This is a genomic window from Geobacillus sp. G4, from assembly GCF_040327975.1.
GTDB lineage: Bacteria > Bacillota > Bacilli > Bacillales > Anoxybacillaceae > Geobacillus > Geobacillus thermoleovorans.
In genome coordinates this window covers 237545-260671 of sequence record NZ_JBEPJY010000004.1, presented here as the reverse complement: position 1 = coordinate 260671, position 23127 = coordinate 237545, and the positions used below count along the sequence as shown (strand labels likewise).

The following is a 23127-nucleotide window of genomic DNA, read 5'->3' as shown; positions in this document are numbered from 1 at the left end:
TCTAGGCTTGCTCCTTCTTGGCGTAGTTGTACAAGTTTTCATTAATTTCGCGCACGATTTGCGGCAATTGACCGCCGAAAATGTTGTTCAGCTGCTTAAAGCCGCCGTGGCTTTTAAACGGTTCGTAGTCAAACGCTTTTTCCGGGTCGGGATGGAGGACGTATTCTTGCAGCAGCTGTTTTTCGATCCGCTCAAGCCATTTCTTTTGCAGCGGCGGCCATGGTTTCATCCGGTAAATGGCGTTCATGGCGCGGCGAATTCGTTCTTCATGACTGATGAGCGGGTCGCCGAGCGCCTGTTGGCGGATGAAGGCGATAATGTCGGCGGCGATGTCCTCATTTTTCGCCTCCCGCCATGCCGCCTGCAGTTTTTTCTCGGAAAAGCCTCTTCGGTCAAGTTCCAATCGCAGTTGTTTCAACTCTTCCCTCGTCAGTTCGGACGGCCGCTGGCAGACAATCATCAGCGCCGGGATTTTATTCATGTTCGTGCGGATAAATTCACCGAACGCCTCTAAATAGTCGTCTGGTTTTTCCGCATTGCCGTAGCCTCGTTTGACGCCAAGCAGCTTGTCTTCATGGTGGGAAATGTATTGCTTGCGCTCGCGGTACCGGTTTTCGTCCAAATAGCGGAACATCGATTTATATTCTTTCAGCCCGTCTTTCAGTTCATCAGACGGCAGCGATTTCAGCCAGTCGATGAATTCATCGACCGTTTTTCCGCCGGAGAGCACGCGGAAATCTTCGTGTTGCCTGTCGGACCACGTCCGCTTTTTCCGTTGCATCTTCGCAATGATTTGTTCTTTTTGGTATTCCAGATGGGCGGTCTGTTCAAGCGGTTCGAGTTCATCGAACAGCTCCGTCAGCGTCGCCTGCGGGCGGGCGACGACCGGTTTCATGCTTGTATACGGCTTTAACGTTTCGTAAATGCCGACGGCGTCAAAGATGTTGAAATGGTCTTTCCCAATCTCATCGCACCGCCTTGTCGCCCGGCCGAGCATTTGTTCATACAAAATGCGCGAGCGAACGCGGCGCAAAAAGACGAGGTTCGTAATCGCCGGCACATCGACCCCTGTCGTTAACAAATCGACCGTCACCGCGATTGTCGGATATTTTTCGTTTTTAAACCTGCGGATCGCTCCTGACGGGTCTTTGATCGATCCGGTGATTTTCATGACCGCATTGTCATCGAACTCTCCGTATACGCGCGCAAATTCTTCTTTCAGCAGCCGGACGACGAGATCAGCGTGATCATCCGTCGCGGCAAAAATGAGCGTCTTCCCTTCATCATCCGGAGCGATATAGTTGACGAGCTCGCGAATGATGACACGGTTAAAGCTTTCCGTTACGACTTTCGTGTTAAAGTGCGAAACATCAATGTTCAGTTCATCCTCCAAATACTCTTGCGACACCGTATGGGATACGGCGTCGTAGACATCAACCGTCTCTCCTTTCGCCCACGTAATCCCTTCCCGTTTCAGCACCGTATCAAACTGATACGGCGGCTCATGGTCGACCAAATAGCCGTCGATGACCGCCTCGCGATACGAATACGTAAACACGGGCGGGCCGAAAATGTCCGTCGTATGCAAGGCGGGCGTCGCGGTCAAACCGATGCGGACGGCATCGAAGTAATCGAGCACTTGCCGATACTTGCTTACATAATCGCGATGGTCTTTAAACTCCAGCTCGATTTCGTTCATTTCTTTATCCAACGTATAGCCGCGGTGGGCTTCGTCGACGACGATGCAGTCATACTGGTCAATCGGCGGAACGTTTTCGGGACGGTCGTTGTAAAAAATGCGCTTCAACATTCCTTGAACGGTGGCGATATGCACTTTCGTCTCCGGATCGGGCTTTTGGTCGTACAGCGACTGCAAACCGTAAATCTCGGCAAACGTCTGAAAGTGCTCCATTCGGCTTTCTTTAAACGCCGCTTCCGCTTGTTCGGCGAGCGCTTTTCGGTCAACGAGAAACAAAATGCGCCGAAACCGTTTCGCTTTGAGCAAGCGGTAAATCAAACCGATCGCCATGCGCGTTTTTCCCGTTCCCGTCGCCATGGCGATAAGCACGCTCCGGCGCTTGTCTTCAAGCGCCCGCTCAACAGCCTGAATCGCCCGCACTTGGTACGGCCTCAGTTTCAAATAATCGAACGTCTCATCGCGCAGCCGCTGTTCGGATCGTTCAATGTCTTGTTCCAGCAGCTGTTTCAACCCGTCCGGCGTATACCAGCCTTGCAGCGGGCGCGGATGGTTCGTCGATTTCCGGGCGTCCAAAAACCAAATGCCGGACTTTTGTTCAAGCTGTTTCACGTACGGACGGCCGTTGGTGGCGAACAAAAATGGAACGAAATACTCCCCCCACGGCTCGTGAATCACTTCTTGCCCATGGCGCACAACGAGACGGGCGTATTGTTTTGCCTGTTCGATATCGGCGGGGATGTCTTTGCTTGCGCGTTTCGCTTCAATGAGGCCGACCAGCTCCAAGCCGATAAAAAGAGCATAATCGGCAACCCCGTGCCGAAGCGGCCATTCGGCAATCGCCAAATTCCGCCCCTTCTCTGGCCGCGCGCCTTTGGCAAAGCGCAGTTTTTCCGAATCAGCCTCCCAGCCAGCCGCCCGCAGCTGTTCATCGATGATGAGGCGCGTCTCTGCCTCAGTCAGTTCGAAATTCGCCACCGCCCGCCGCGAATAGTCACGCCGCTTTTGTTTTTCCTCGGCACTCGTATACAGCCCCGTCTCGCGGATGTGCGAAAGCTCCGCTTCCAAGTCGGCAAGCCGCTGTTTATACGATTCGATGAGCTGATTCAGTTCATCCGTCGATTCAGATGATGGCGGCAGCGGTTCTCGATACTGGGGAGCTTCGAACGACCAGTCGCCGTACACTTCCATAAACCATACGGCTAGGCGAAACGCCATGTGCAATAGCGTCTTTGCCTCATGCACATCCCCATAATGGGGATCATGCACCGCTTGATTGCCTTTTAAGCGGATCATCGTGAAGATGTCATATATCTCTTTTGGGATGATTTGTTCATACAGCAGCACCTTGAGGCGGTCTTGCTGATCGGTGCCGCGCTCTTCGCGAATGCCTTCGAGCGCCAATATGTATTTCGTCATCGCCTCGGCCAACTTGCGCAGCTCGCTGATCGCCACGTTTGGGTTTTGATGCACATGCCGCTCGGCCGTCTCCCCTACCCGGGCGAGCACATCCCATTTTCCTTCTAGAAATTGAAAGTTATGCGCCATGCCCATCCCTCATCTTCGTCTCTTTTGCAACTTTCTTCTTTTGCCATTATCATATCATGAAAAAAAGCCCGCTGAAAACGGGCTGTTTGTGTTCACCGGCAGGGCAATAAAAAAAGCGAACAGGGGTGGTTGCTGTTCGCAGTGTCATTGCTTCAAAGATGTGAGAATCAACTAGCGATGGCAAGGAAAGAGCGGCGCCAATTAAACATCTTTTAACAAATTCGAAACCTTTGATTGCTCATGATTTCATCAATCATCTCATCTATGTCATCCTTACTTTTCCCGCTAGTATCCAAAAGATGCTTTCGATCGAATCCTGATGCATGGAACTCATTCAGCAAAATGAGGCAGCGTTCCCCCATTTGTTGCTCGGGGACCCTCATCTCATCCCTTTGCCTTAACGTTTTCCCATCTGCCCACAAAACAACATACATAACCGTTACGTTTAAATCCTTTACATTTTCATACAACCATATCGCTTCTTGGGGAAAGGCAATATAATCCACTACCACATCATTGCCGTATTTTACAAAATTTCTTGCAAGACTTAGAATATTATCCCAAATTAATGAAAGCTCTTCTTTACTTTCCCACGGTTTTTTCCGTCCATTGATATGCATATGGCTGATGTCATCGCCGGAAATATACGCACTACGCTCCAACTTGTTCGCCAATGCTGTTGAGATTGTTGATTTGCCAACTCCAGCGGGGCCTGATATGACATAGACTGTTCTTGTTTGATTATTTTTCATATGCATCCCTTTTTACCTGCTCAATATAGTTTTATTACCCGTGGTGCTAGATAAGCTTGAGCAAGCATAAAAATAGCCCTTGCTTAGCGGATCTTCTAATGAAAGTGCAACCTACCTTCGAAAGGAGAATCCCCTTGACGTATTCGCTGATGACACTCGGGCTAGTTGAGCGCTAAGGCTTAACTAGCACCACGGGTTGCAAATAATCTTTTTTGATATCTTCCAACCAAATCTTTTTTATAGAACTATCGACTTCTTCGTAAATTTTTTCGCTAAACATAGTCTCCCCCATATAACCAAAAAATTCAAATAAAAACGACAACATAAACAAAAAAATCCCTTTAAGCCTTGCAGCTCAAGGGATTTCACTTGATGATTCCGACTGGGCTCGAACCAGCGACCTCCACCCTGTCAAGGTGGCGCTCTCCCAGCTGAGCTACGGAATCATATGTTGTTGTTCGCTGTTGAACACATTTTTAATTATATATAACGGAAATACAAGTTGTCAACTATTTTTTAAAAAATAAGTGTTCACTGTGAAAAAGGGGAAGCTCGTGCCGTCCTCGATCAGAACAACCCGTGATCGAACGACTCGAGCAAAAGCGGGGTATACCGGCGGCGGGCGGATTCGTACTGTGTGATGATGCGGCGGCGTTGCTGTTTAGCGAAGGCCGCTGTTTCGATCAAGTCGGTGTCAAGCTGTAGGCTGGCGGTCGAGATGACGTAACAATCAAGGCCAAGCGAGGCGGCGAAGTCGAATCTGTTATTGGCACACAGATAGGACAAATAACCAACACGGAGGAAGAAATCTTACAGCGGGGCAGCGCATTTTTCTATTACATTCTGATTGTTCTATCAAACGAGAATCAGTATATTAGAAATAAGCCCATAGTCTTAGAAGAAAGGCGGAAAAACATGTATCGTTCATTCGTACACCAGCTGCTGCGCCATTACATTACTGGATCGGCCATCGCTGTCGGCATCGTTGGTGCGACATTAATGCTGACGACGCTCCGCATTTCCTTTCAGGAGGGAAAGTGGCTGGTAGGGATTTTGTTGCTGTCGACAATGGTCATGGGAGCGGCCGAGTGGATCGTTTTTCGCCGTGACTTGGCGCCGATTCGCCGTTTTTTTGCCGTCAAACAGCCGGACGAGAGATTGGCCGCAAAGGCCCTGGAACAAACACGCCGCTTGCCGATATTGGCGGTGCGCCGCATTTTAGGTCCGCATTTGTTCGGGTTGTCGATTCCCGGCATGGGGCTGACGGCTTTATGCATCCATCACCATGTCCTATCCCTTCCGTATCGATATATCTTGTACGCCTTTATCGGCGCCATTTTGATCGCGTCGCTCCATGCGTTGATTGAATTTTTCTTGACAACGAAAACTTGCCGGCCGCTGATGGCGCATTTGCTTACGAAGGCTGGCAGGATCGATGAAAGGCATCCGCCGCTTCCCGTGTCACTCAAAACAAAATTGCAACTGACGGTCTTGTTCAGTGGGATATTTCCTGTTCTGCTGTTCAGCTTAGCGACGGAAATCAAATGGTCGCTCGCCGGACCGAGTGCATCCCATTGGTCGTATTGGCCCTGGGCAGCCGTGATTTTGCTGTTTTCGACCGCCTTCTCCGTTTTTTTGACCCGCTTATTGGTCAATGAGATCAATGAACCCGTCAGTGTGCTTGTAGCGCATATGAAACAGGCGGAAAACGAAACATACACCCCCGTCGCCCACAATGTGTATACCGATGAATTTGCCTATTTGCTTCGCGGATTCAACCATATGATCGATGCTGTGCATCGCCGCGACCGAACGAACAAAGAACTGCTTAACAGTTTCATCACTGTCCTGACAGCGGCGCTTGACGCCCGCGATCCTTATACAGCTGGGCACTCGCTGCGCGTGGCCCGTTACGCACTCGCGATTGGGGAAAAGCTTTCCCTTCCGAATGAACAGCTTGATGCCTTGTATCGTTCCGCTCTACTGCATGATATCGGAAAGATCGGCGTTCCGGACGCCATTTTGCTTAAAGTGGGAAAGCTAAGCGATGACGAATTTGCCTGGATCAAAAAACACCCTGCCCTTGGGGAAGCCATTTTGCGAGAAGTCAGGCCGATCGAACCGATCGAACCGCTTTTGCCCGGCATTCGCTCCCATCACGAACGCATCGATGGCAAGGGATATCCAGATGGCTTAGCAGGTGACGAGATTCCATTATTCGGAAAGATTATTGCCGTCGCGGATGCGTTTGATGCCATGACTTCGGACCGCCCGTACCGAAAAGGCATGGATATTCGCCAAGCGGCCGACATTTTAAAGAATGGAAAAGGAACTCAATGGGATGAAGAAATTGTCGATGTGTTTTTGCAATATGTAGAACAACAACTTTTGCCTTCTTCTACAGCGGTTTCCTAATCAGCGCTGTCCAAACCTTCTTTCTGGCACGAAGCACGGTTCAGGCTGCATCTTTCTTCCTTTCAAACAGTGCAAACGGTACGCCCCCGTCGCAAGGGGCATACCGTGCGGCGCCTTGCTAGGTGGATGGGACGGACGGCCGCTCTTTCACAAACGACAACGCCTGCTCAAAATCGGCGATCAAATCGTTGACATCCTCCAGTCCGACGCTCAGCCGCAGCAAGCCGTCGGTAATGCCGCGGCGGAGTCGCTCGTCTTTCGGCATGGCCGCATGCGACATTTTCGCCGGGTGCGATAAAATTGACTCGACCGCCCCAAGGCTGACGGCGAACACGGGCAGGCGGACGTTTTGCACGAACGTCCGGGCCGATTCTTCATCGGCAAGGCGGAACGACAAGACGGCGCCAAACCCGGCCGCCTGTTGGCGCTGGATGTCATGGCCTGGGTGGTGCGAAAGCCCCGGATAATACACATCTTCCACTTTCGGATGGCGCGCCAAATACTCAGCGATGGCCAGGGCGGATTCGGACGATTGTTTCAGCCGGACATGAAGCGTTTTGATCCCCCGCAGCACAAGCCACGCATCTTGCACGCCGAGGACGGCGCCAAAGGCGTTTTGCAGTTTGTACAATTCTTTTCCCAATTCCTCGTCTTTCACGACCGCCAGCCCGGCGACGACGTCGCTATGGCCGGCTAAAAATTTCGTTGCGCTGTGTAGGACGACGTCGACGCCAAGATCAAGCGGCCGCTGCAGCGCCGGCGTCATAAACGTATTGTCAAGAAACGTTAGGCAGCCATGCGCTTTCGCCAGCTTGACAACACTCCGAATATCGGTCACTTTTAAGAGCGGATTGGACGGCGTTTCCATGTAAATGACTTTCGTGTTCGGTCGGATGTTTTCGGCGACGGCGCGCAAATCGGTCATATCGACAAACGTATACTCAATGCCAAAGCGGCTCAATACTTCGGTGATCATCCGGTACGTGCCGCCGTAAACGTCTTCCGTCACGAGGACGTGGTCGCCTCTGGACAAGAGCAAAAACGCCGTCGAAATGGCGGCCATGCCAGAAGCGAAGGCGAATCCGCGCACGCCGCCTTCTAACGCCGCGATCGTTTCCTCAAGCGCCTCGCGCGTCGGGTTGCTGGAGCGGCTGTAGTCGTATTTGCCGAATGAATCGAAATCGAACTGATGGAACGTGGAGGCGTGCTGGATCGGCACGCTCACCGCCCCGGTTGCGCGGTCGACTTTCCATTCGTTATGGAGCAGTTTCGTCGAAAACGACCATTCCTGTTCCATCGCTTACACCTCTTTCATGTTTTTCAATGCCTGCGCCAAGTCGGCGATCAAATCGTCAGCGTGCTCAATGCCGACCGAGAAACGGAGCAGCCGGTTGCAAATACCGTTTTGGATGCGGATTTCCTCAGGAATGTCCGCATGCGTCTGCGTCGCTGGGTACGTAATAAAGCTTTCGACTCCGCCTAAGCTTTCCGCGAATGTAATGAGGCGCAAGCTTTTTAAAAACCCGTTCACCCACTTTTCATCGGCAATCCGGAACGACAGCATCCCGCCTCTTCCCGGATACAACACATCGGTGACATCTTCATGTTCGCGCAAAAAGGCGCTCACTCGCTTCGCGTTTTCTTCATGTTGGCGCATCCTTAGCGCCAGCGTTTTCATCCCGCGGATCAGCAACCACGAATCAAACGGCGACAAAACAGCGCCGATGGCGTTCTGATACTCGGCCAGGCGTTGACAGAGCTCCTCGCCCTTGGCGACGACAAGACCGGCCAAGACGTCGTTATGGCCGCCTAAATATTTCGTGGCGCTGTGGATGACAATATCGGCGCCCTGTTCGATCGGGCGTTGAAGCACCGGTGTATAAAACGTGTTGTCAACGATCAACAAAAGCCCGTGCCGCTTGGCGAGCTCGGCGACCGCAGAGATATCCGTCTCGTGCATGAGCGGATTCGTTGGCGTTTCCAAAAAGATGGCTTTTGTTTTTTCCGCAATTTTTTCCTCTACAGCAGCAAGATCGGTAAAATCGACGTAATGGAACCCAAGACCGTACTTGCGCCAGCCGCGCTCAAACAGGCGGTACGTGCCGCCGTACAGGTCGGCCGATACGAGAAACTCATCTCCGCTCTCAAACAAGGCGAGCACTGTCTGAATGGCGGCCATGCCGGAGCTGAACGCGTAGCCTTGGTCGCCGCCTTCAAGCTTCGCGATCGCTTCTTCGACGATTTTGCGCGTCGGGTTGCCGGTGCGGATGTAGTCAAACCCGGTCGACTCTCCGATGCCGGCATGGCGGTAAGCGGTGGAAAAATAAACAGGCGGGTTGACCGTCCCCGTCGCCGTTTCGCTCCGGTTGCCAATTTGCGCTAACAACGTCTCCAGTTTCTCCATCTCATCTCTCTCCTTCTGCTGAAAATTCCATCATGGGTCAACGGCCGACCGCTTGGCGCCAAACGAAGCGCCGCTGTCTCTCGGGCAGCGGCCGAGCGCCTTCGTCCGAAACCGCCTCGCGGTTGATGGAAGCGGCCGCTTGAGTAAATAAAAAAAGTCTTCTAAGAAGAAGACTTTTCCATACGCACATGGTCATGCTTCTTCTTATCTGCCGAATTGAATGCTCAATTCGCTGGATTTAGCACCTGGCCGCCGGGCGGCTGGTTGCTGAAGCTTCATTGGGCCAGTTCCCTCCGCTTCTCTTGATAAGAATGAGACGCGTATTCAATTTTTCTAATTTAATAAAAAATGTAGCGCATTCCCCCCGTTTTTGCAAGTCATTTTTTTATCAATGGCACCATTCGGCAAATTCACAAAAAATTCGAGCCGTTCATTAACATCTTTTGGTGCAAATATGTTACAATAACAGATGAACTTACGCTTTCATGGAGGATGGTCATGGCGACAGCAACAGGAACGATGCGCGACTGCAAGTTGTACAGCGGAGAGCTGCAAGAAGAAATCGAACTGCTCATCTACTTGCCAAGCAATTTTTCGCCGCTTTACAAATATTCTTTATTAATCGCGCAAGACGGCAAAGATTATTTTATGTATGGAAAAATGAAAACCGTCATCGAAACGCTGATGGAAGAAGGAACAATCGACCGGACGATCGTCGTCGGCATCCCGTATCGGAACGTCAACGACCGCTACGAGAAATACCACCCGGAAGGACGAAAGCACGAAGCATACCTTCGTTTTTTAGCCCATGAGCTCGTCCCGTTTTTGGACCGCGAACTGCCGACATACCAAATGGGCAAAGGCCGGGCGCTGATCGGCGATTCGCTCGGCGGAACGGTGTCGCTTCTAGCCGGGTTGTTGTATCCGCATACATTTGGGAAAATCGCCATGCAGTCCCCCTATATCGATGACTCGGTATTGGCGCGCATCCGCTCATTCCGCGATCCATCGCTCCTTTCGCTTTACCATTCTGTTGGCACAGAGGAAACAGCGGTGAAAACGACGGATGGCCATGTGCGCGATTTTATCACCCCGAATCGAATGGCGCGGGACTTGTTTATGGAAAAACGGTTTGCTTATACGTACCATGAGTTCGAAGGCGGCCATGCGTGGACGTATTGGCAGCCGGATGTACCCCGGGCCGTAGCCGCTGTTTTATCATTATAGGACAAAACGGAGCAACTTCAAAGATGTCGAAGCCGCCGCATCCATTCCGTGCGTTTCCTGTGCATGGAAAAAGAACTGGTTCAAGGAGGGAAAACAAAATGAAGTACGGCATTGTGATCTTTCCGCCAAAACGGATTCAGGACTTCGCCAACTCGTACCGGAAACGGTACGACAGCCATTACGCCCTCATCCCGCCGCATATTACGCTGAAATACCCATTTGAAGCGGATGAGGAGCAAATAAAAAAAATGGCGAAAGAGTTGCGCCGCATTGCGGCGGAAACACCTCCCATTCCGATCAAAGTGACGAAATTCAGCTCGTTTTACCCGACAAGCAACATCATTTATTTGAAGGTGGAACCAAACGACGTGCTCGAGCGCCTTCATGAACAACTGCACAGCGGCTTGTTCGCCGGAAAGCCGGAGTTTGTGTTCGTGCCTCACATTACGATCGGCCGCGATTTGCCGGGCGCAGAATATGCGGACGTCTACAGCCAGCTGAAGCTGCAAGATGTGCACTTCGAGGAGACCGTCGACCGCTTCCATCTTCTCTATCAGCTGGAAAACGGCTCGTGGACCGTCTATGAAACGTTTATCGTCGGAGGAAAGGAAACGGTCTGAGATGAACATTGCGATTGGCACAACGCAAGATCGCGCTTTGTACGAAGACGCCTTGCGCGTCCGCCGGCTCGTATTCATTGAGGAGCAAAACGTGCCGGAAGACGAGGAAATCGACACATTCGAGGACGACTCGTTCCACCTCGTCCTGTATGATGGCCAAACACCGGTGGGTGCTGGGCGACTCCGTTTCATTGACGAAGGCGTCGGCAAAATCGAGCGCATTTGCGTCCTGCCGTCCTACCGCGGCCGCGGCGCCGGACGGATGGTGATGGAAGCGATCGAACAGCTGGCGAAAACAAAAGGGGCGAAAACGGCGAAACTGAACGCCCAGACGCACGCAGAACCGTTTTACCAAAAGCTCGGCTATACGACCGTCTCCGGCGTCTTTATGGACGCCGGCATCCCACATGTCACGATGGTGAAATCGCTCGAATGATGGCCATAGAACAGCCTCGTCTACACTGATCCAAGGCTTGGGATCATCGAACATCGTTTCGCTCTCCTGAGCCAAGCAGAGCAAAAGGGAGCTGTGCGCACGCAAGCTCCCTTTTGCTTACTTTTTGTTGTTCAGCATATTGGCGATCGTATTGAAATCAATTTGCTTGCCGTTATGGACGATCGCCTTGACGATTTGATCCTCAAGTTCTTTTGGCACTTTCCGGTTGGCAATTTGCGCCACCCGCTTCACCACTTGGCGCACCGTTTTTTCATCGCTGAAATTGGCGTTTTGCAGCGAGTTGGCGAGCTCAAAAACGTCTTTCATATTGACACCTGTTTTCTTTTCGATGTTTTTAAAAAATTGCTGATCCATCGTTCCGCCTCCTTCTCCCTGCTATATCGTATGATGCTCCCGCCTCGGCGTGCATCAAATTAGGGAAAGAAAAATACGAGCCGCTCCGTGGCGCCGAAACGGCCCGTACCCCTTTCGCTTTTTCCGTTAGGCGACAAATGCCGCGCCGACAATAATCAACAAAATGAACAACACGACAATCAGCACAAAGCCACCGCCATAGCCACCGCCATAGCCGTAGCCGTAAGGATAACCATAACCGCAGAAGCCCATCATAATGTGCACCTCCTTCTCCGTTTACTGTATCGTATTCACCGGCTTAGCGAGGCGTATGGGCGCAAACGCCATTTTGTCATCTAAATCGGCGGAACAGCCCGGCAAATTCCCGCTCCTTCTTCGCAAACCATTGCTCGATGTAGTCTAAGTTGCCTTGCACACTTTTTAGAAACCCATTGTTCAATTTTTCGATTTCTTGCAGCTGCTTGTCGAAGTCTTTTCCCCATTGTTCAAACAGGCGGATGAACGTTTCATGCCCTTCTTTGCGCGACGCAACCCAACCTTCGAGCGCCTTTTCCAGCTCTTTGCTCACACGTTTCCCCCCTTTCTTACTGTTGTATGCAAAAACGGCTGCCCGTGGTGAAGGCATCACCGTTCTTTTTTTACCTTGCCATATGGTAAAGTAAAGATGAACGGCAACATGAAAGGGAGGGAACGAATGTGAGACAAATTGAAACAGTTGAGCAATTCGAGGCGGTCATTTCCGGTGATAAACCAACGATCATCAAGTTTTACACAACTTGGTGTCCGGACTGCGTGCGCCTCAATATGTTCATCGATGACATCGTTCGCGACTATAGACAATATGATTGGTTTGAAATCGACCGTGACCAGTTTTCGGAACTTGGCGAGAAATACCAGGTACTTGGCATCCCGAGCCTGCTTGTCTTCCGCAACGGAAAAAAAATTGCTCATCTGCATAGCGCCGATGCGAAAACGCCGGAAGAAGTGCGCGCCTTTTTGCAGTCCCTGCCGGAGTAAGACGGGGCGGCATCCTTGCCTCGCCAGAGAAGAAGGGCAACAAAAAGAGGCTGTCCGAGAAGGAAGCTTTCCTTCTCGGACAGCCATGCGAATGAACAGACAGCTCCTTATGGATCGCCGATTGTGGAAACGGAAGCCGTCAATATTCAATTTCGTCGTAGTCTTTCGGCTGGCGCGTCAGCTGCGGGCTGTCAAACATCAATTCAATCGAAATTTCCTCATCGGTCGTCCGCGTCCGCTCGGAGCGGTCGTTTGGTTTCAATTGGACTTGAATTTCCTCATCCGTCGTTTTTATCCGTTTGTCTTCCATCGTCTTTTCCTCCTGTGTCATCAGTTTCGCAAGAGCGGTTCGACTTTTTGCACAAGCTCTGCCATTTTTGCGGCGTTTCGTTCATACAGCGCCTTCGCCTCTTCGGAATTCGTCTGCAACGCATACAGCTCCAGATCAGCCTGCACTTTTTTCATCGCGGCCAAGAGCAGCTTTTTCTCCTGCGGCTCGGCAATTTGGATCTTATCATCGTACAAATCGATCGTCAGCTGTCCGTATGAATCGACTTGGGCGAGAAACACATTTTCAATCGCCACTCCTTGTTTGTCAAGCTGTTCCTTCAGCCAGCCGCGGCCAAGCCCCATCGTAGCGAGCGGCTCATCCAAAATCATGCCGTCCATGATGACCGTTTGCGGCTCTTTTTCCCGCGGCGGGTTTGGGAACACGTCGCCGACGGTGAGCGGCTGCTTTTCCCGCTTCAGCAACACGTTCAAGTCGCCGTTCGGCTCAAGCACCGCAAACTCGACGTCGGCGACGCGAAACACATCTTTTTTGCGCAGCTGTTCGAGCAGCTCGTCAACCGTATATTTCTCCCGTTTCAAATTTTCCTCTAAAATTTTGCCGTTTTTAATAAAAACCGTGGAGTTGCCCTCGACAAAATCGCGAAATTTCTTGTTGCGCAGCGAGAGTCGAGCGACAGCCACTGGAAACAGCGACCAAATCAAAATGCTGGTGATGCCTTCTTGCAACGAAATTCCTAAATCGACCGACATCGTTCCAGCGATATCGCCGACGGTAATGCCGACGATGTATTCAAAAAACGACAATTTTGATAATTGCTTTTTGCCGAGAATGCGGGTGATCACAAACAACCCGATTAAAATGCAAATCGAACGAATGGCGGTTTCTAACCATATAGGCATCGATCATGCTCCTTACTTTCCGTGGTATTGCGGCTCTTCGAACTCGAGCCGGCCGATCCGGTCTTTGATGTCCGCGATGATCTCCTCTGTCGCAAGCATCGCTTCATGAAACGTCCGTTGCGCCGTTTCATCCTGGGAAGTGAGCGCCAGCTGTTGCAGCCCAGCGTGAATGCCTTTTAAGCTCGCCAACGTTTGTTTCACCTGCGAAGCAACGGTCATGGAAGATCCCTCCTATCCTTTCGGGCGGAACAAGAGCGCCCCGATAAACCCAAAGACGATCGCCGCGGAGATGCCGGCGCTCGTCACTTCAAACATGCCGGTCAACACGCCGACAATGCCGTGTTTTTCTGCTTCTTGCATCGCGCCGTGGACGAGCGCATTGCCGAAGCTTGTAATCGGAATCGTCGCCCCGGCGCCGGCAAAATCAATGAGTGGCTCATACAAACCGAATCCATCCAAAATCGCCCCGACGACGACGAGAATCGTCAACGTATGCGCAGGTGTCAGTTTAAACACATCCATCAAAATTTGCCCGATCACGCAAATCAGCCCGCCGACGACAAACGCCCAAAAAAACATAGCCAACACGCTACGCCTCACCTCCATACTCGATCGCCACCGCGTGGGCGATGCATGGAATCGTCTCGTTTTGCTGGAACGATAGCGGCGACAATAGCGCTCCTGTCGCGACTGCCAAAATGCGCTTCAGCTCGCCGCGCCGCATCCGTTTGATGAGATGCCCGTAAACGACAACGGCGGAACAAGCCGCCCCACTTGCGCCGGACAAAACCGGCTGCCCATCGCGGTAAATGAGCAGTCCGCAATCTTGGTAGCGCTCTTCATCGATGTCAATGCCGTGCTGACGCAGCAAGTCAAGGGAGACTTGGCGTCCGATTCGCCCTAGATCGCCGGTGACGATCAAATCGTAATACGATGCATCGATTTGCATGTCGCGCAAATGCGCCTCAATCGTATCGACCGCCGCCGGCGCCATCGCTCCACCCATGTTGAACGGGTCGGCAAGCCCCATATCCACAACGCGGCCGATCGTCGCCGCGGTCACGCGCGGCCCGTCCCCTTTCGGGCTGACGATCGCCACGCCAGCTCCCGTTACTGTCCACTGCGCCGTCGGCGGCTTTTGCCCGCCGTATTCCGTCGGGTAACGAAACTGTTTTTCGACGGCAGCGTTGTGGCTTGAGGCTCCGGTTAATATATAATCTGCCCCGCCGTAGTTGGTAATAAAAGCGCTTAGCGCCAGCCCTTCCATCGAAGTGGAACAGGCGCCAAAAACACCGAGATACGGCATGCCGAGCGTTCGGGCAGCAAAGCTTGTCGGGGTCATTTGGTTGATCAAGTCGCCGGCGATGAGAAATTGCACTTTTTCTTTCTCTAGGCCGGCTTTTTCCATCGCCTGAAACGCTGCTTCCTCCATGAGCACGCGGTGCGCCTTCTCGTACGACTCCTCTCCGAGCCATAAATCTTCGTGAAGAAGATCAAAGTCTTCCGCGAGGCGGCCGTTTGCCTCAAACGGCCCGCCGACCGCCGCTGTTGCGATGATTGCCGGCTTGTTCGCAAACACCCATGTGCGGTGCCCTTTCAGCATTACAATCCCCCCCACTGGGTCGCAATCGTTTTGACAAGGGCGATAACAAAGGCGGCAAACGTACCGAACAAGATGACCGATCCGGCGAGCTTGAACATGTTCGAGCCGACGCCTAACACAAATCCTTCCGTCCGGTGCTCAATCGCCGCCGAGATGACGGCGTTGCCAAACCCTGTCACCGGCACGGCGCTTCCCGCCCCAGCGAATTGGGCGATCCGGTCATAAACGCCAAGCCCAGTTAAAATCATCGACAAAAAGACCATCGTCGCCACCGTCGGATTGCCTGCCGTTTGCTCGGTAAAGTCAAAAAAATACATGTAAAAATAAGAGATCGCCTGTCCAATCACGCAAATGATTCCGCCAACGAGAAACGCGCAAACACAGTTGCGAACGATAGGGCGCTTCGTTTCCCGCTCTTTTTCGAATAAATGATATTCCTGCTGAACCGGGGTCAGCTTTTTCCGTTTTTCATTCGCCATAATGACACCTCTTATGTTTGCTCTTTGCTTAGCTTTTCAATGCGCCTGATTTCCCGATTGACTTTTCGTTCATCCCAGCGTCGATTGTCCATGTTAGCTTTTAATTCCTTCGTCTTCCAAAAAATTTTCAAATCGCTCGAGGAAACAACGTCATAGCCAGGAAACAGGTCGCGCAGTTTTTGGTCAATGTCTTTCTCAATTTGTTTTCGACTCCACCGCTTCATATGGGGAATTTGATAAGCAATGAGCAACCGATCCCCGCTGTTGACCGCCACCACGTCCCGAACATCGTCGCGCCCGCGCAAATAGCTGGCCGCCCGCTCGGCCGGACCTTGGTTCAGCTCCGCATGTTTCGCCGTCCCGGACGTTTGGGTTCTCAGCAGGTTTGCCCCTTGCAGCGATTGCTTTTGTTCCGTTTCTTCTTTGGCGCAGCCGCCGACCGCGATCATCGCAACGACGGCCGCCAACCACCATTTTTTCATCTTCATCAACCCATTCGTTTTTATGTATTTCCGCCAAGTCGGGAAAGGTTGGCGTGCTGTGCCAACCTTTCCGCCTAAACCATCCCATTCGCTTCTGCGAAGGTTATTGTTGTTTATATTGTGGCTCTTCGTTTTGAATTTCTTGCATGCGCGAGTTCACCAAATCAATGACCGCCTGCGTTTGTTGGGCAGCTTGTTGGTAAAGCTGTTTCGCGGCTTGGTTTTCGGTTTGCAAAGCAAACGTTTCGAAGCTCGCTTGAGCCGATTTTAACCCCGCCAATGTTTGTTTCACTTGTGTTGCAACCGTCATGATTCATGTCCTCCTTATATGGTGTAAGATGGGTGGTGACAATGTTTAGAATGGTTTTTCGCCGCCAAATTATAATTGTCATTTTCTGCAAAACGTTCTGCCGCCTTTCCAGCCTTTCCGGGCACGAAAAGGGCGCCTTCTGCAGGCGCCCATACGGTTTACGACTTGTCATCAACTTTGTCGGAATAACCGCGGCCGAGCGACGGGTTGTTTAAAATACCGGCCATCACCAAAATGCTTAACAACGCATGATACAACTGTTCATACTTGCCAAGGTCGATGTCGACGCCAAACGTCTCCAGCGCCAGTACAACAAACGATCCGATCCCGAGCCAAAGCCCGTAATTTTTAAAACGCTCCACCGTTTGCGTCCCCCATTTGCTTTATGGCTAGATCCACGAGAACGGTCTCCGTTCTCCTTCGTTTCGATCATGGCCTCCTTCACCATGTTCTTCCTTATCCCGGTCCCGCACATCTTCAACGGCTTCCATTTCCGTATCATCGCGGTGCGGGAACAACCATGGATCGCGGATGCGGCCGCGCGGCATAATGACGATGTCATCGGCATGAATGATCAATTTATCGACATGAATCACTTTCGCTTTTTTCCGATCCGACATGCCCTTCCCTCCTTCCTTTCGCCTAGTTGCACTGTTAGACTATGCAAGGAGGCGAAGCGAAGTATAGGCATCTCTCACAGATTTCCGTTATTTCTTCTTGATGACGGCTGGCCGACCGCATCCGCATCCGCTCGGACGCCGCACAGGCTGCGTTGTCGAAGAAAGCACCCTTGTCACCGGTTTCGACGGAGTAGGCTTCTTCATTCCTCATCCCTCCATCCCGAAAAAGTGTAGCCCTCGCCGATCAACCAATTTATGTTCAAGTCCATTTCCGTACCATTCGTCTCTAATCGAAACGGCATAAAAACAAACAATGTCTAACGGCGAGAGAAAAAGCGAGCGGCTACTGCTATTGTATGGCTTGGCGAGCCAAGGGTGCCTCTCATTTTTCGTTTCGCTCCGGGTGTGGCATGATGGCATTTTCTTGCCTCAGTGTGCGGAAAAACCAGCTGTCCGGCCGTTCGTCCTCATCTGCCTTGCCCGTTTTTTCGCTCCATGGCGATTGCAGCAGCTGGCGGCGAAGCTCGTCATTTTCCTTCGCCAGCTGTTTGAGCTGCTCGTAGCGCTTGGCGCTTTGGTAAGCCAGTTCCTTTAACACAATGTTTTCGGCTTCCACCTCTTTCAGCCGGCGCTCCAGTTCAGCCATTCGCTCAGCAAGCCGCTGTTCACCTGTCCCCCTTCTCTCTTCATTCATCGCCCCATGTTTGTCTTTCATCATTCGACATCTCCTCCTTTGATTCATCGTTGTCTGCACCCACCAGCAAAAAATCCGCATCTGTCCCAACACATTTACCTAAGCCGTTCCATAGTATACAGTAGTCCCAAACCACCAGGCGTTGGGGAACAACTGAACGATAGGAGGAACGAAGAAAATGGGTCATCATCACCGTCGCGATACAGAAAGAGTATGCATCAGAACGCGCAAAATTTACGACTGGGTGACGCGGCAAGTCGATGTGCCATTGCGAAGCTTCAGCGGCGAGGATTTGGAAGCGATTTTCCCGATGGACCACTGCCAGCGGGAAGGAACGATTTGCGATTTTTTGGGAGCGCAACATACAAACCCGCAACACTTGACGATCCGCTGCTTCCTGACAGACGCCGACGGAAACCCGATCGACTCGGTCGTTGACCAGGACGCATTGATTTGCCAGGAAATTACGCAGCCAAACGGCCGGCAGTCCGTAAACGTCACCCTTCCTTCTGGGGAAACGGTGACGCTGCAAAAAGTCAAAGCGCTCATCAAAGGGCATGTCGTCGTGCAAATTGTCAGCCCAGCCGGCACGGTCATTTGCCAATCGAAACCAATTCCGTTCGCTACAGCACAAACGTTCATCTTGTGCGCCCCAGAAGGCACGCAGCTCAACTGCCATATTTCGTTCTTCGAATGCGACACGAGCCTAGTCTGCACAGACAACTTTGCACAACTTGATGTTTCCATCACCTTATGCCTTGAAGTCCAAGTGGAAGCTGATGTCAAAATCGAAGTCGAAGCTCGTTTCTGCCAACCGCGCGAAGAATTGGCCGAAGCCGTGCTTTGCCCGACAACCAAATTCCCGCCGCAATGCCCGGACGTATTCCCGGCCATGTAGCGTCCTGCACCGTTCAGGCTGTTGTTCCAACAACAGCCTTTTTTATATGGCATGCACCCGCAATGGATACATAAGATGAGAATGGAAGGGGTGGAAACCGTATGAAAAACAAAAACGACCAACACCTCCGTCTGCAGCAGCAAATCATCCACTACCGGTCAGAAGCAGCCTCATGCCGGCAACAAGTGCAGCAACTGGAGGCCGAGTTGGCCAAGGAAAAAATGCGCAGCGCCTATTTGAAAGAGAAGCTGCGTGAAGCAGAAACAACCAACGTTGAAACGTACAAGAAAAAAATCGCCGCCTTGGAACGCCAGCTTCTGTTGTGTGAAATTGCACTGGAAGAAACGCGATATAACACCTCAAAAGAGACACAGACACCAGCGTTTGAACGAGCTGCTGCCGTGTCAGCGTTGTTTCACTATTCTGTCGTCGTTCCGACGCATCTTGATGAGGAGGAGCTGACCATCATCGGCGATTTCATCATTCGCAATCACGGAACAGCGCCGCTTCACCATTTGATTGTCTGTCTCCGCCTTTCGCCTCCAAAAACGGCGGTGCTCAGCGGGAAAATTGTTTTGCCAAACAGCGGACGGGCCGAGCAGGAAACGCTGATCTCCAATAGCGCGGAAAGCTGGATGTTCACCCACGAAAACTGGCGGGAAAAAGTGCGGCAAAGCGGGGAATACTGGCTTGCCCCGCTTTATGACGCCCCGCTTGAACCAAGCGAGGAGCGGCGCTTTTCCCAGTTCGAAATCACTGTTCCCCCGTCCAGCAATGCCCGCTCATTGACGGTTGATGGATTCGTGTATTGCGCAGAACTGCCAAAGGGCGTTCCTGCCGCCAACCATATTGCCATTCAATGGTGACCCGCTCGTTTTCCGCCTTCATGCCGACCAGCGGCGCACCTGCTGTTTGGGCCGGCCGTTTTGAGCCGGCTCCGCTATTTCCTATTTCAAACAATAGGAGTTGGACGTTTCCTTCCATCAACGTCATCCCGACAAGCTGCGCGGCTGTTTTTGCATCACCGGCTGACGACGACTTCCATCCACACCGCCGGCCATTCCTTCAGCGAACGTTGCCCAACCAGCATCAGCGATTCGCTGTCCATTTTTTGACCAAAACGACGCCCGCCGGCATCCCTCATTGGCTGTGTCATGACCTCAATAGCCGCCTTTCTCCTTACGACAACCATTTACTAACGATCGTCTCCATGATCGCCGCCCCGCCGGCAATCGCTAGAAGCATAATGAGCGGCTCAAAAACATTCGGCCAAAGCATTAGGCCAATATAACAAAACGCCGCACACCAGATCCCCGTGCACCAGTAGCAGCTCAGCAGTTCGCCAAACCAGCGACGCAGCCCGCCTCCCTTGAAAGAAAGAAACACTTGTTTGCTTCCGTCCGGAAGCTCCTGCTCCGTCCATTCGTGAAAGGGACGGCGAATCCAGGCGGTGATCGCGTCATATACGATGAGCCGTGTCAGGCGAAAGCTGGCTAAACAAAGAAGGACAAATGAAAACGGATCGTCCATGCTCCCCTCCCCTTTCCATGATTATGACCGCAAAAAACCGATTGCCTTCTGTCGTTCCCATTTGGCAGCTAGCGAATTCTCTTTGGTACAGACGTTTACCCAAACGCTCTCCTACGCCAATCATATGATGGAGTATAGGTTTTTAACACAAGAGACTAGAAAGGAGGCGACGCGATGTACCATGTCTTTTTCAACCGACGCCCAACCCGCCCCCGCCTTCCCCGTGCTCTTTACGAACAGCTGGCCGCGCTTCCACTCAACACTGAGGTTAACGTGCACACCACCAACGAGACGCATTACAATGCGCTTTTTCTCGGCTTCGAGCCGCGGACGAACAGCGTCTCGCTATTGGTTGACCGCTTTTATAAAGAGGGGGGGCGCTCGCTTACGATCGATGCTGCCACGATCACCTCAATCGATCTCCCTGCCTCCATGAGGCCAGCTCCATCCGCCGACACAGATGAAGAGGAAGAATAGCTAGAAAAGAAGGCACAGCCGGCTGACGCCAACCAGCGCGGTCGGCGCTTATTTTTTTGGCGGCGCCGTTTTCTCATTGACTAGTGCGCTTGTCTATACATTCGCTTCTCGTATTACATACACTTTTACTAATCGACAATAGATGCTAGGAGGAACTGATCTTGGCTTCGAAACGATCTCGCTTGTTGTTTGACATTTTAAGCAGTTACGACCTGACTGGAACTGAAGTCGATATCATGAAGGAACTGAAAAACGACAAAGTATGGCTTGTGCGAAACAAAAAAACGAGGGAACGGTACGTGCTGAAACGGCTGAGCGAAGACAAAACGAATTTTCCGATTTTGCTTCATTCAAAGCTGTACCAAGAAGGATTTCATGTCCCAAAAATCTTCCAAACGAAAACAGACCAATATTACATCCACCGAAAAGGCCATTACTACTATTTGATGGACTACATCGTCCCAAGCGGAACGAAGCCCTCTTTCCAACAACGGATCGAAGGGCTCGCCCGCTTTCATGCTCACAGTCTGTTTGCCGATTGGATCGGCCCCTGCCCTTCATCGTTTCCGGAGCCAAAAGACGTGCTGAGCGCACATCGGCAAAAAGCAGCACAGTTAGAGGAGCAGGCAAAGGCCATCGATCATGGTGACACTCTTTCTCATATAATGGAACAGATGGCCCGGATCGCTAATCAAAGTTATGCATGGCTTGAAAAAAGCAATCTAGCTGATTTTTGCCGCACAGCGAAAGAACGAAAGGCCATTTGCCACGGGGATTACAACAGCAACAACCTTTTATTGGCGGAAAACCACGAAGTCATGATGATTGACTTTGACCGCGCCTACTATGGCCTCCCGCTTGATGATTTTCGCTTTCTGCTTGTTTCATTGATGAAAAACCCGAAAAACGATGCGGTAAAGCGAACGAAGCTGCTATTTGACCTTTATTTCTCCATTTGCCCGCTGTACGCTCCGTACAAGAGCGTCTATGTCGCTGATGCTATGTTTCCTCACGTGTTTTACAGCGAAGCGGTCGGCCGTGAAAAACAAAAGCAAGCGTTGCACAGCCCATCGTCCTTGGACTTGCTCACCCGCCTCGCCGAACAGGAAACAAAAAAATTCGCATTCTTGTCCGATTTTTTCAAAAGCGAGGGATAGAGAAAAATGAAACAAACGATCGCCCACTTTCTTCATGAAAAAATGAAAATCAATCAACGTTTTATTTACAACCAAATGGTTCATTTAAAAAAATACCGCCCGATCATGATCGGGTCATTCGCTGATGACGGCATCCATCCGTTTCCTCTCATCAACTATTACCGCCTCAACGACATCGACGATTTCGGCCGCTTCGCCAAAGAACAAAATATTGTCGCCATTCACGCTCACCATGGAAAGCATGCCGTCGAAATTCTTCCGCTTTGCATCGCCCATCGCATTCCGCTTGTCGTCAGCATCCGCGGCCGCGATGGATCGGCGAAGCATCAAAGTTTGCGGCGCAATCAAAAACGGTACAATTTGCTCAAACAGCATGGGGCGCTCTTTCTTCCTGTCTGCCGCTACCTTGCCAATGAACTGATCACGCTAGGCTTTCCGCCGAAAAAAATTCAAGTTCTCTACGGCGGCATCGAGCTCGATTTATTTCCGTACCGGGAACGGACGATTCCTGCAAACGGAGACATCATCATTCTCTCGATCGGCCGGCTCGTCGAGAAAAAAGGGTTTTTAACGCTCGTGCGCGCCTTTTGGCGCGTGCATGCAGTTCATCCGCGCTGCCGCCTCCGCATCATCGGCAGCGGCAAAGAGGAAGAAAACATCCGCCGGCTTGTCAGCGAGCTGAAGCTCGATCCGTTTGTCGACCTGCTGGGTGCCATGGATGCCGCTTCAATCGCCCGCGAAATGGAACGCGCCCATCTATTTTGCTTGGCGAGCGAGACCGCTTCTGATGGAGACATCGAAGGCATCCCCAACGTGTTGAAAGAGGCGATGGCAAGCGGGCTGCCGGTCGTCTCAACGAATCACGCCGGCATCCCCGAATTGATCGAACACAAACGCACCGGCTATCTCGCACCAGAAAGAGACGATCTTGAGCTAGCGAACGGCATTCGCTTTTTTCTGGAACATCCGGAACGAATTCCATCCTTCACGAAAAAAGCGCGCAAAGTGATTGAACAGCGGTTTGATATCACGAAACAAATCAAGGTGCAGGAGCGGCTGTATGATGAATTCATCAAAAAAACCAGGTAACTGTCACCTGGTTTTTTTTGATGCTCAATTCTTCCCCTTTCCTTTCCAAACAGTAGAAAGGTTGTCCGACGAAAATAGGCCGCACCATTTCCAGCGTTTTAGGCGCT

Annotated in this window: 30 protein-coding genes, 1 tRNA gene, 1 pseudogene and 1 riboswitch; of the genes and pseudogenes, 10 read left to right on the top strand and 22 right to left on the bottom strand. The window is 51.6% G+C overall.

Going from position 1 to position 23127, the window contains the following annotated elements; all coding sequences use genetic code 11:
• Position 1: 1 nt before the first annotated feature.
• The 4 genes from hsdR to ABS784_RS07385 form a co-directional block, all read right to left on the bottom strand.
• Positions 2-3244: a type I restriction-modification system endonuclease gene (gene hsdR / locus ABS784_RS07400; RefSeq protein WP_352511955.1), complete on the bottom strand. Its 3243-nt coding sequence runs from the start codon at positions 3242-3244 to the stop codon at positions 2-4.
• Positions 3245-3456: 212 nt separating this feature from the next.
• Positions 3457-4002: a P-loop nucleotide/nucleoside kinase family protein gene (locus ABS784_RS07395; RefSeq protein ID WP_352511953.1), complete on the bottom strand. Its 546-nt coding sequence runs from the start codon at positions 4000-4002 to the stop codon at positions 3457-3459.
• A gap of 367 nt (positions 4003-4369) precedes the next feature.
• Positions 4370-4442 (bottom strand) — tRNA-Val (locus ABS784_RS07390).
• Between the two features lie 121 nt (positions 4443-4563).
• On the bottom strand, positions 4564-4782 hold the full coding sequence (locus ABS784_RS07385) for a hypothetical protein (RefSeq protein WP_352511951.1): 219 nt from the start codon (positions 4780-4782) through the stop codon (positions 4564-4566).
• A 129-nt stretch (positions 4783-4911) separates the two neighbouring features.
• Here ABS784_RS07385 and ABS784_RS07380 point away from each other — a divergent pair, with 129 nt between their 5' ends.
• Positions 4912-6411 carry an HD-GYP domain-containing protein gene (locus tag ABS784_RS07380; RefSeq protein WP_352511949.1) on the top strand — a complete coding sequence of 500 codons (1500 nt, stop codon included), beginning with the start codon at positions 4912-4914 and terminating at the stop codon, positions 6409-6411.
• A 118-nt stretch (positions 6412-6529) separates the two neighbouring features.
• On the opposite strand, the gene metC is transcribed toward ABS784_RS07380, so the two are convergent.
• Together metC and ABS784_RS07370 are read right to left on the bottom strand one after the other, a co-directional pair.
• The gene (metC, locus tag ABS784_RS07375; RefSeq protein ID WP_352511947.1) at positions 6530-7708 is read right to left on the bottom strand and encodes a cystathionine beta-lyase; all 1179 of its coding nucleotides are present in this window, start codon (positions 7706-7708) and stop codon (positions 6530-6532) included.
• A 3-nt stretch (positions 7709-7711) separates the two neighbouring features.
• Positions 7712-8815, bottom strand: a complete 1104-nt coding sequence (locus ABS784_RS07370; RefSeq protein ID WP_352511946.1) for a methionine biosynthesis PLP-dependent protein — start codon at positions 8813-8815, stop codon at positions 7712-7714.
• Between the two features lie 201 nt (positions 8816-9016).
• A riboswitch (SAM riboswitch) is annotated at positions 9017-9127 on the bottom strand.
• Between the two features lie 186 nt (positions 9128-9313).
• Between ABS784_RS07370 and ABS784_RS07365 the strand changes: the two genes are divergently transcribed.
• From ABS784_RS07365 to ABS784_RS07355, 3 genes are all read left to right on the top strand, one after another.
• Entirely contained in the window at positions 9314-10042 is a 729-nt protein-coding gene (locus ABS784_RS07365) for an alpha/beta hydrolase (protein WP_011230366.1), read from the top strand.
• A 98-nt stretch (positions 10043-10140) separates the two neighbouring features.
• Positions 10141-10662 carry a YjcG family protein gene (locus tag ABS784_RS07360; RefSeq protein ID WP_011230365.1) on the top strand — a complete coding sequence of 174 codons (522 nt, stop codon included), beginning with the start codon at positions 10141-10143 and terminating at the stop codon, positions 10660-10662.
• A 1-nt stretch (position 10663) separates the two neighbouring features.
• Positions 10664-11098 carry a GNAT family N-acetyltransferase gene (locus ABS784_RS07355; RefSeq protein WP_352511943.1) on the top strand — a complete coding sequence of 145 codons (435 nt, stop codon included), beginning with the start codon at positions 10664-10666 and terminating at the stop codon, positions 11096-11098.
• A 117-nt stretch (positions 11099-11215) separates the two neighbouring features.
• On the opposite strand, the gene spoVIF is transcribed toward ABS784_RS07355, so the two are convergent.
• The 3 genes from spoVIF to ABS784_RS07340 all read right to left on the bottom strand — a co-directional run bounded on the left by spoVIF (position 11216) and on the right by ABS784_RS07340 (position 12041).
• Positions 11216-11473, bottom strand: coding sequence for a sporulation-specific transcription regulator SpoVIF (gene spoVIF, locus ABS784_RS07350; protein ID WP_011230363.1), 258 nt, complete (start codon positions 11471-11473; stop codon positions 11216-11218).
• 126 nt (positions 11474-11599) lie between these two features.
• Positions 11600-11728 (bottom strand): YjcZ family sporulation protein, encoded by a 129-nt coding sequence (locus tag ABS784_RS07345; RefSeq protein WP_013146038.1) that lies wholly within the window; start codon positions 11726-11728, stop codon positions 11600-11602.
• A gap of 76 nt (positions 11729-11804) precedes the next feature.
• Complete coding sequence (locus ABS784_RS07340) at positions 11805-12041, bottom strand: hypothetical protein (protein WP_352511941.1); 237 nt, start codon at positions 12039-12041, stop codon at positions 11805-11807.
• Between the two features lie 116 nt (positions 12042-12157).
• Here ABS784_RS07340 and ABS784_RS07335 point away from each other — a divergent pair.
• A pseudogene (locus tag ABS784_RS07335) lies at positions 12158-12490 on the top strand (thioredoxin family protein); the annotation flags it as partial.
• 139 nt (positions 12491-12629) lie between these two features.
• Here the strand turns inward: ABS784_RS07335 and ABS784_RS07330 are convergent.
• The 11 genes from ABS784_RS07330 to ABS784_RS07280 form a co-directional block, all read right to left on the bottom strand.
• Entirely contained in the window at positions 12630-12800 is a 171-nt protein-coding gene (locus tag ABS784_RS07330; protein ID WP_011230359.1) for a hypothetical protein, read from the bottom strand.
• 20 nt (positions 12801-12820) lie between these two features.
• A complete protein-coding gene (locus tag ABS784_RS07325; RefSeq protein WP_013523193.1) occupies positions 12821-13681 on the bottom strand; it encodes a DUF421 domain-containing protein in 861 nt (286 codons plus the stop codon).
• 12 nt (positions 13682-13693) lie between these two features.
• On the bottom strand, positions 13694-13900 hold the full coding sequence (locus ABS784_RS07320; protein WP_011230357.1) for a DUF1657 domain-containing protein: 207 nt from the start codon (positions 13898-13900) through the stop codon (positions 13694-13696).
• Between the two features lie 12 nt (positions 13901-13912).
• A complete protein-coding gene (gene spoVAE / locus ABS784_RS07315) occupies positions 13913-14269 on the bottom strand; it encodes a stage V sporulation protein AE (RefSeq protein ID WP_289651979.1) in 357 nt (118 codons plus the stop codon).
• Between the two features lies 1 nt (position 14270).
• Positions 14271-15284 (bottom strand): stage V sporulation protein AD, encoded by a 1014-nt coding sequence (spoVAD, locus tag ABS784_RS07310; RefSeq protein WP_011230355.1) that lies wholly within the window; start codon positions 15282-15284, stop codon positions 14271-14273.
• Positions 15284-15763, bottom strand: a complete 480-nt coding sequence (spoVAC, locus tag ABS784_RS07305) for a stage V sporulation protein AC (RefSeq protein WP_011230354.1) — start codon at positions 15761-15763, stop codon at positions 15284-15286. The genes spoVAD and spoVAC overlap by 1 nt, the downstream gene beginning before the upstream one ends.
• An 11-nt stretch (positions 15764-15774) precedes the next feature.
• Entirely contained in the window at positions 15775-16251 is a 477-nt protein-coding gene (locus tag ABS784_RS07300; protein ID WP_011230353.1) for a YhcN/YlaJ family sporulation lipoprotein, read from the bottom strand.
• 97 nt (positions 16252-16348) lie between these two features.
• Positions 16349-16555 (bottom strand): DUF1657 domain-containing protein, encoded by a 207-nt coding sequence (locus ABS784_RS07295; protein ID WP_011230352.1) that lies wholly within the window; start codon positions 16553-16555, stop codon positions 16349-16351.
• A gap of 158 nt (positions 16556-16713) precedes the next feature.
• A complete protein-coding gene (locus tag ABS784_RS07290) occupies positions 16714-16917 on the bottom strand; it encodes a phage holin family protein (RefSeq protein ID WP_023633985.1) in 204 nt (67 codons plus the stop codon).
• 27 nt (positions 16918-16944) lie between these two features.
• Positions 16945-17175, bottom strand: a complete 231-nt coding sequence (locus tag ABS784_RS07285) for a hypothetical protein (protein WP_011230350.1) — start codon at positions 17173-17175, stop codon at positions 16945-16947.
• A gap of 382 nt (positions 17176-17557) precedes the next feature.
• Positions 17558-17893: a spore coat protein gene (locus tag ABS784_RS07280; RefSeq protein WP_014195191.1), complete on the bottom strand. Its 336-nt coding sequence runs from the start codon at positions 17891-17893 to the stop codon at positions 17558-17560.
• Positions 17894-18047: 154 nt separating this feature from the next.
• Here ABS784_RS07280 and ABS784_RS07275 point away from each other — a divergent pair, with 154 nt between their 5' ends.
• Both ABS784_RS07275 and ABS784_RS07270 read left to right on the top strand, forming a co-directional pair.
• A complete protein-coding gene (locus ABS784_RS07275) occupies positions 18048-18767 on the top strand; it encodes a BMQ_0737 family morphogenetic spore coat protein (protein ID WP_011230348.1) in 720 nt (239 codons plus the stop codon).
• Between the two features lie 101 nt (positions 18768-18868).
• Positions 18869-19633: a hypothetical protein gene (locus ABS784_RS07270; RefSeq protein ID WP_020754296.1), complete on the top strand. Its 765-nt coding sequence runs from the start codon at positions 18869-18871 to the stop codon at positions 19631-19633.
• Between the two features lie 155 nt (positions 19634-19788).
• Here ABS784_RS07270 and ABS784_RS07265 read toward each other — a convergent pair whose 3' ends face one another.
• Both ABS784_RS07265 and ABS784_RS07260 read right to left on the bottom strand, forming a co-directional pair.
• Positions 19789-19923: a hypothetical protein gene (locus tag ABS784_RS07265; protein WP_014195190.1), complete on the bottom strand. Its 135-nt coding sequence runs from the start codon at positions 19921-19923 to the stop codon at positions 19789-19791.
• Between the two features lie 23 nt (positions 19924-19946).
• Positions 19947-20297, bottom strand: coding sequence for a DUF1360 domain-containing protein (locus ABS784_RS07260; RefSeq protein WP_011230345.1), 351 nt, complete (start codon positions 20295-20297; stop codon positions 19947-19949).
• Between the two features lie 174 nt (positions 20298-20471).
• Between ABS784_RS07260 and ABS784_RS07255 the strand changes: the two genes are divergently transcribed.
• The 3 genes from ABS784_RS07255 to ABS784_RS07245 all read left to right on the top strand — a co-directional run bounded on the left by ABS784_RS07255 (position 20472) and on the right by ABS784_RS07245 (position 23020).
• Complete coding sequence (locus ABS784_RS07255; RefSeq protein WP_011230344.1) at positions 20472-20774, top strand: hypothetical protein; 303 nt, start codon at positions 20472-20474, stop codon at positions 20772-20774.
• A gap of 161 nt (positions 20775-20935) precedes the next feature.
• The gene (locus ABS784_RS07250) at positions 20936-21931 is read left to right on the top strand and encodes an aminoglycoside phosphotransferase family protein (protein WP_011230343.1); all 996 of its coding nucleotides are present in this window, start codon (positions 20936-20938) and stop codon (positions 21929-21931) included.
• A gap of 6 nt (positions 21932-21937) precedes the next feature.
• Positions 21938-23020 (top strand): glycosyltransferase, encoded by a 1083-nt coding sequence (locus tag ABS784_RS07245; RefSeq protein ID WP_011230342.1) that lies wholly within the window; start codon positions 21938-21940, stop codon positions 23018-23020.
• The last annotated feature ends 107 nt before the right edge of the window (positions 23021-23127 follow it).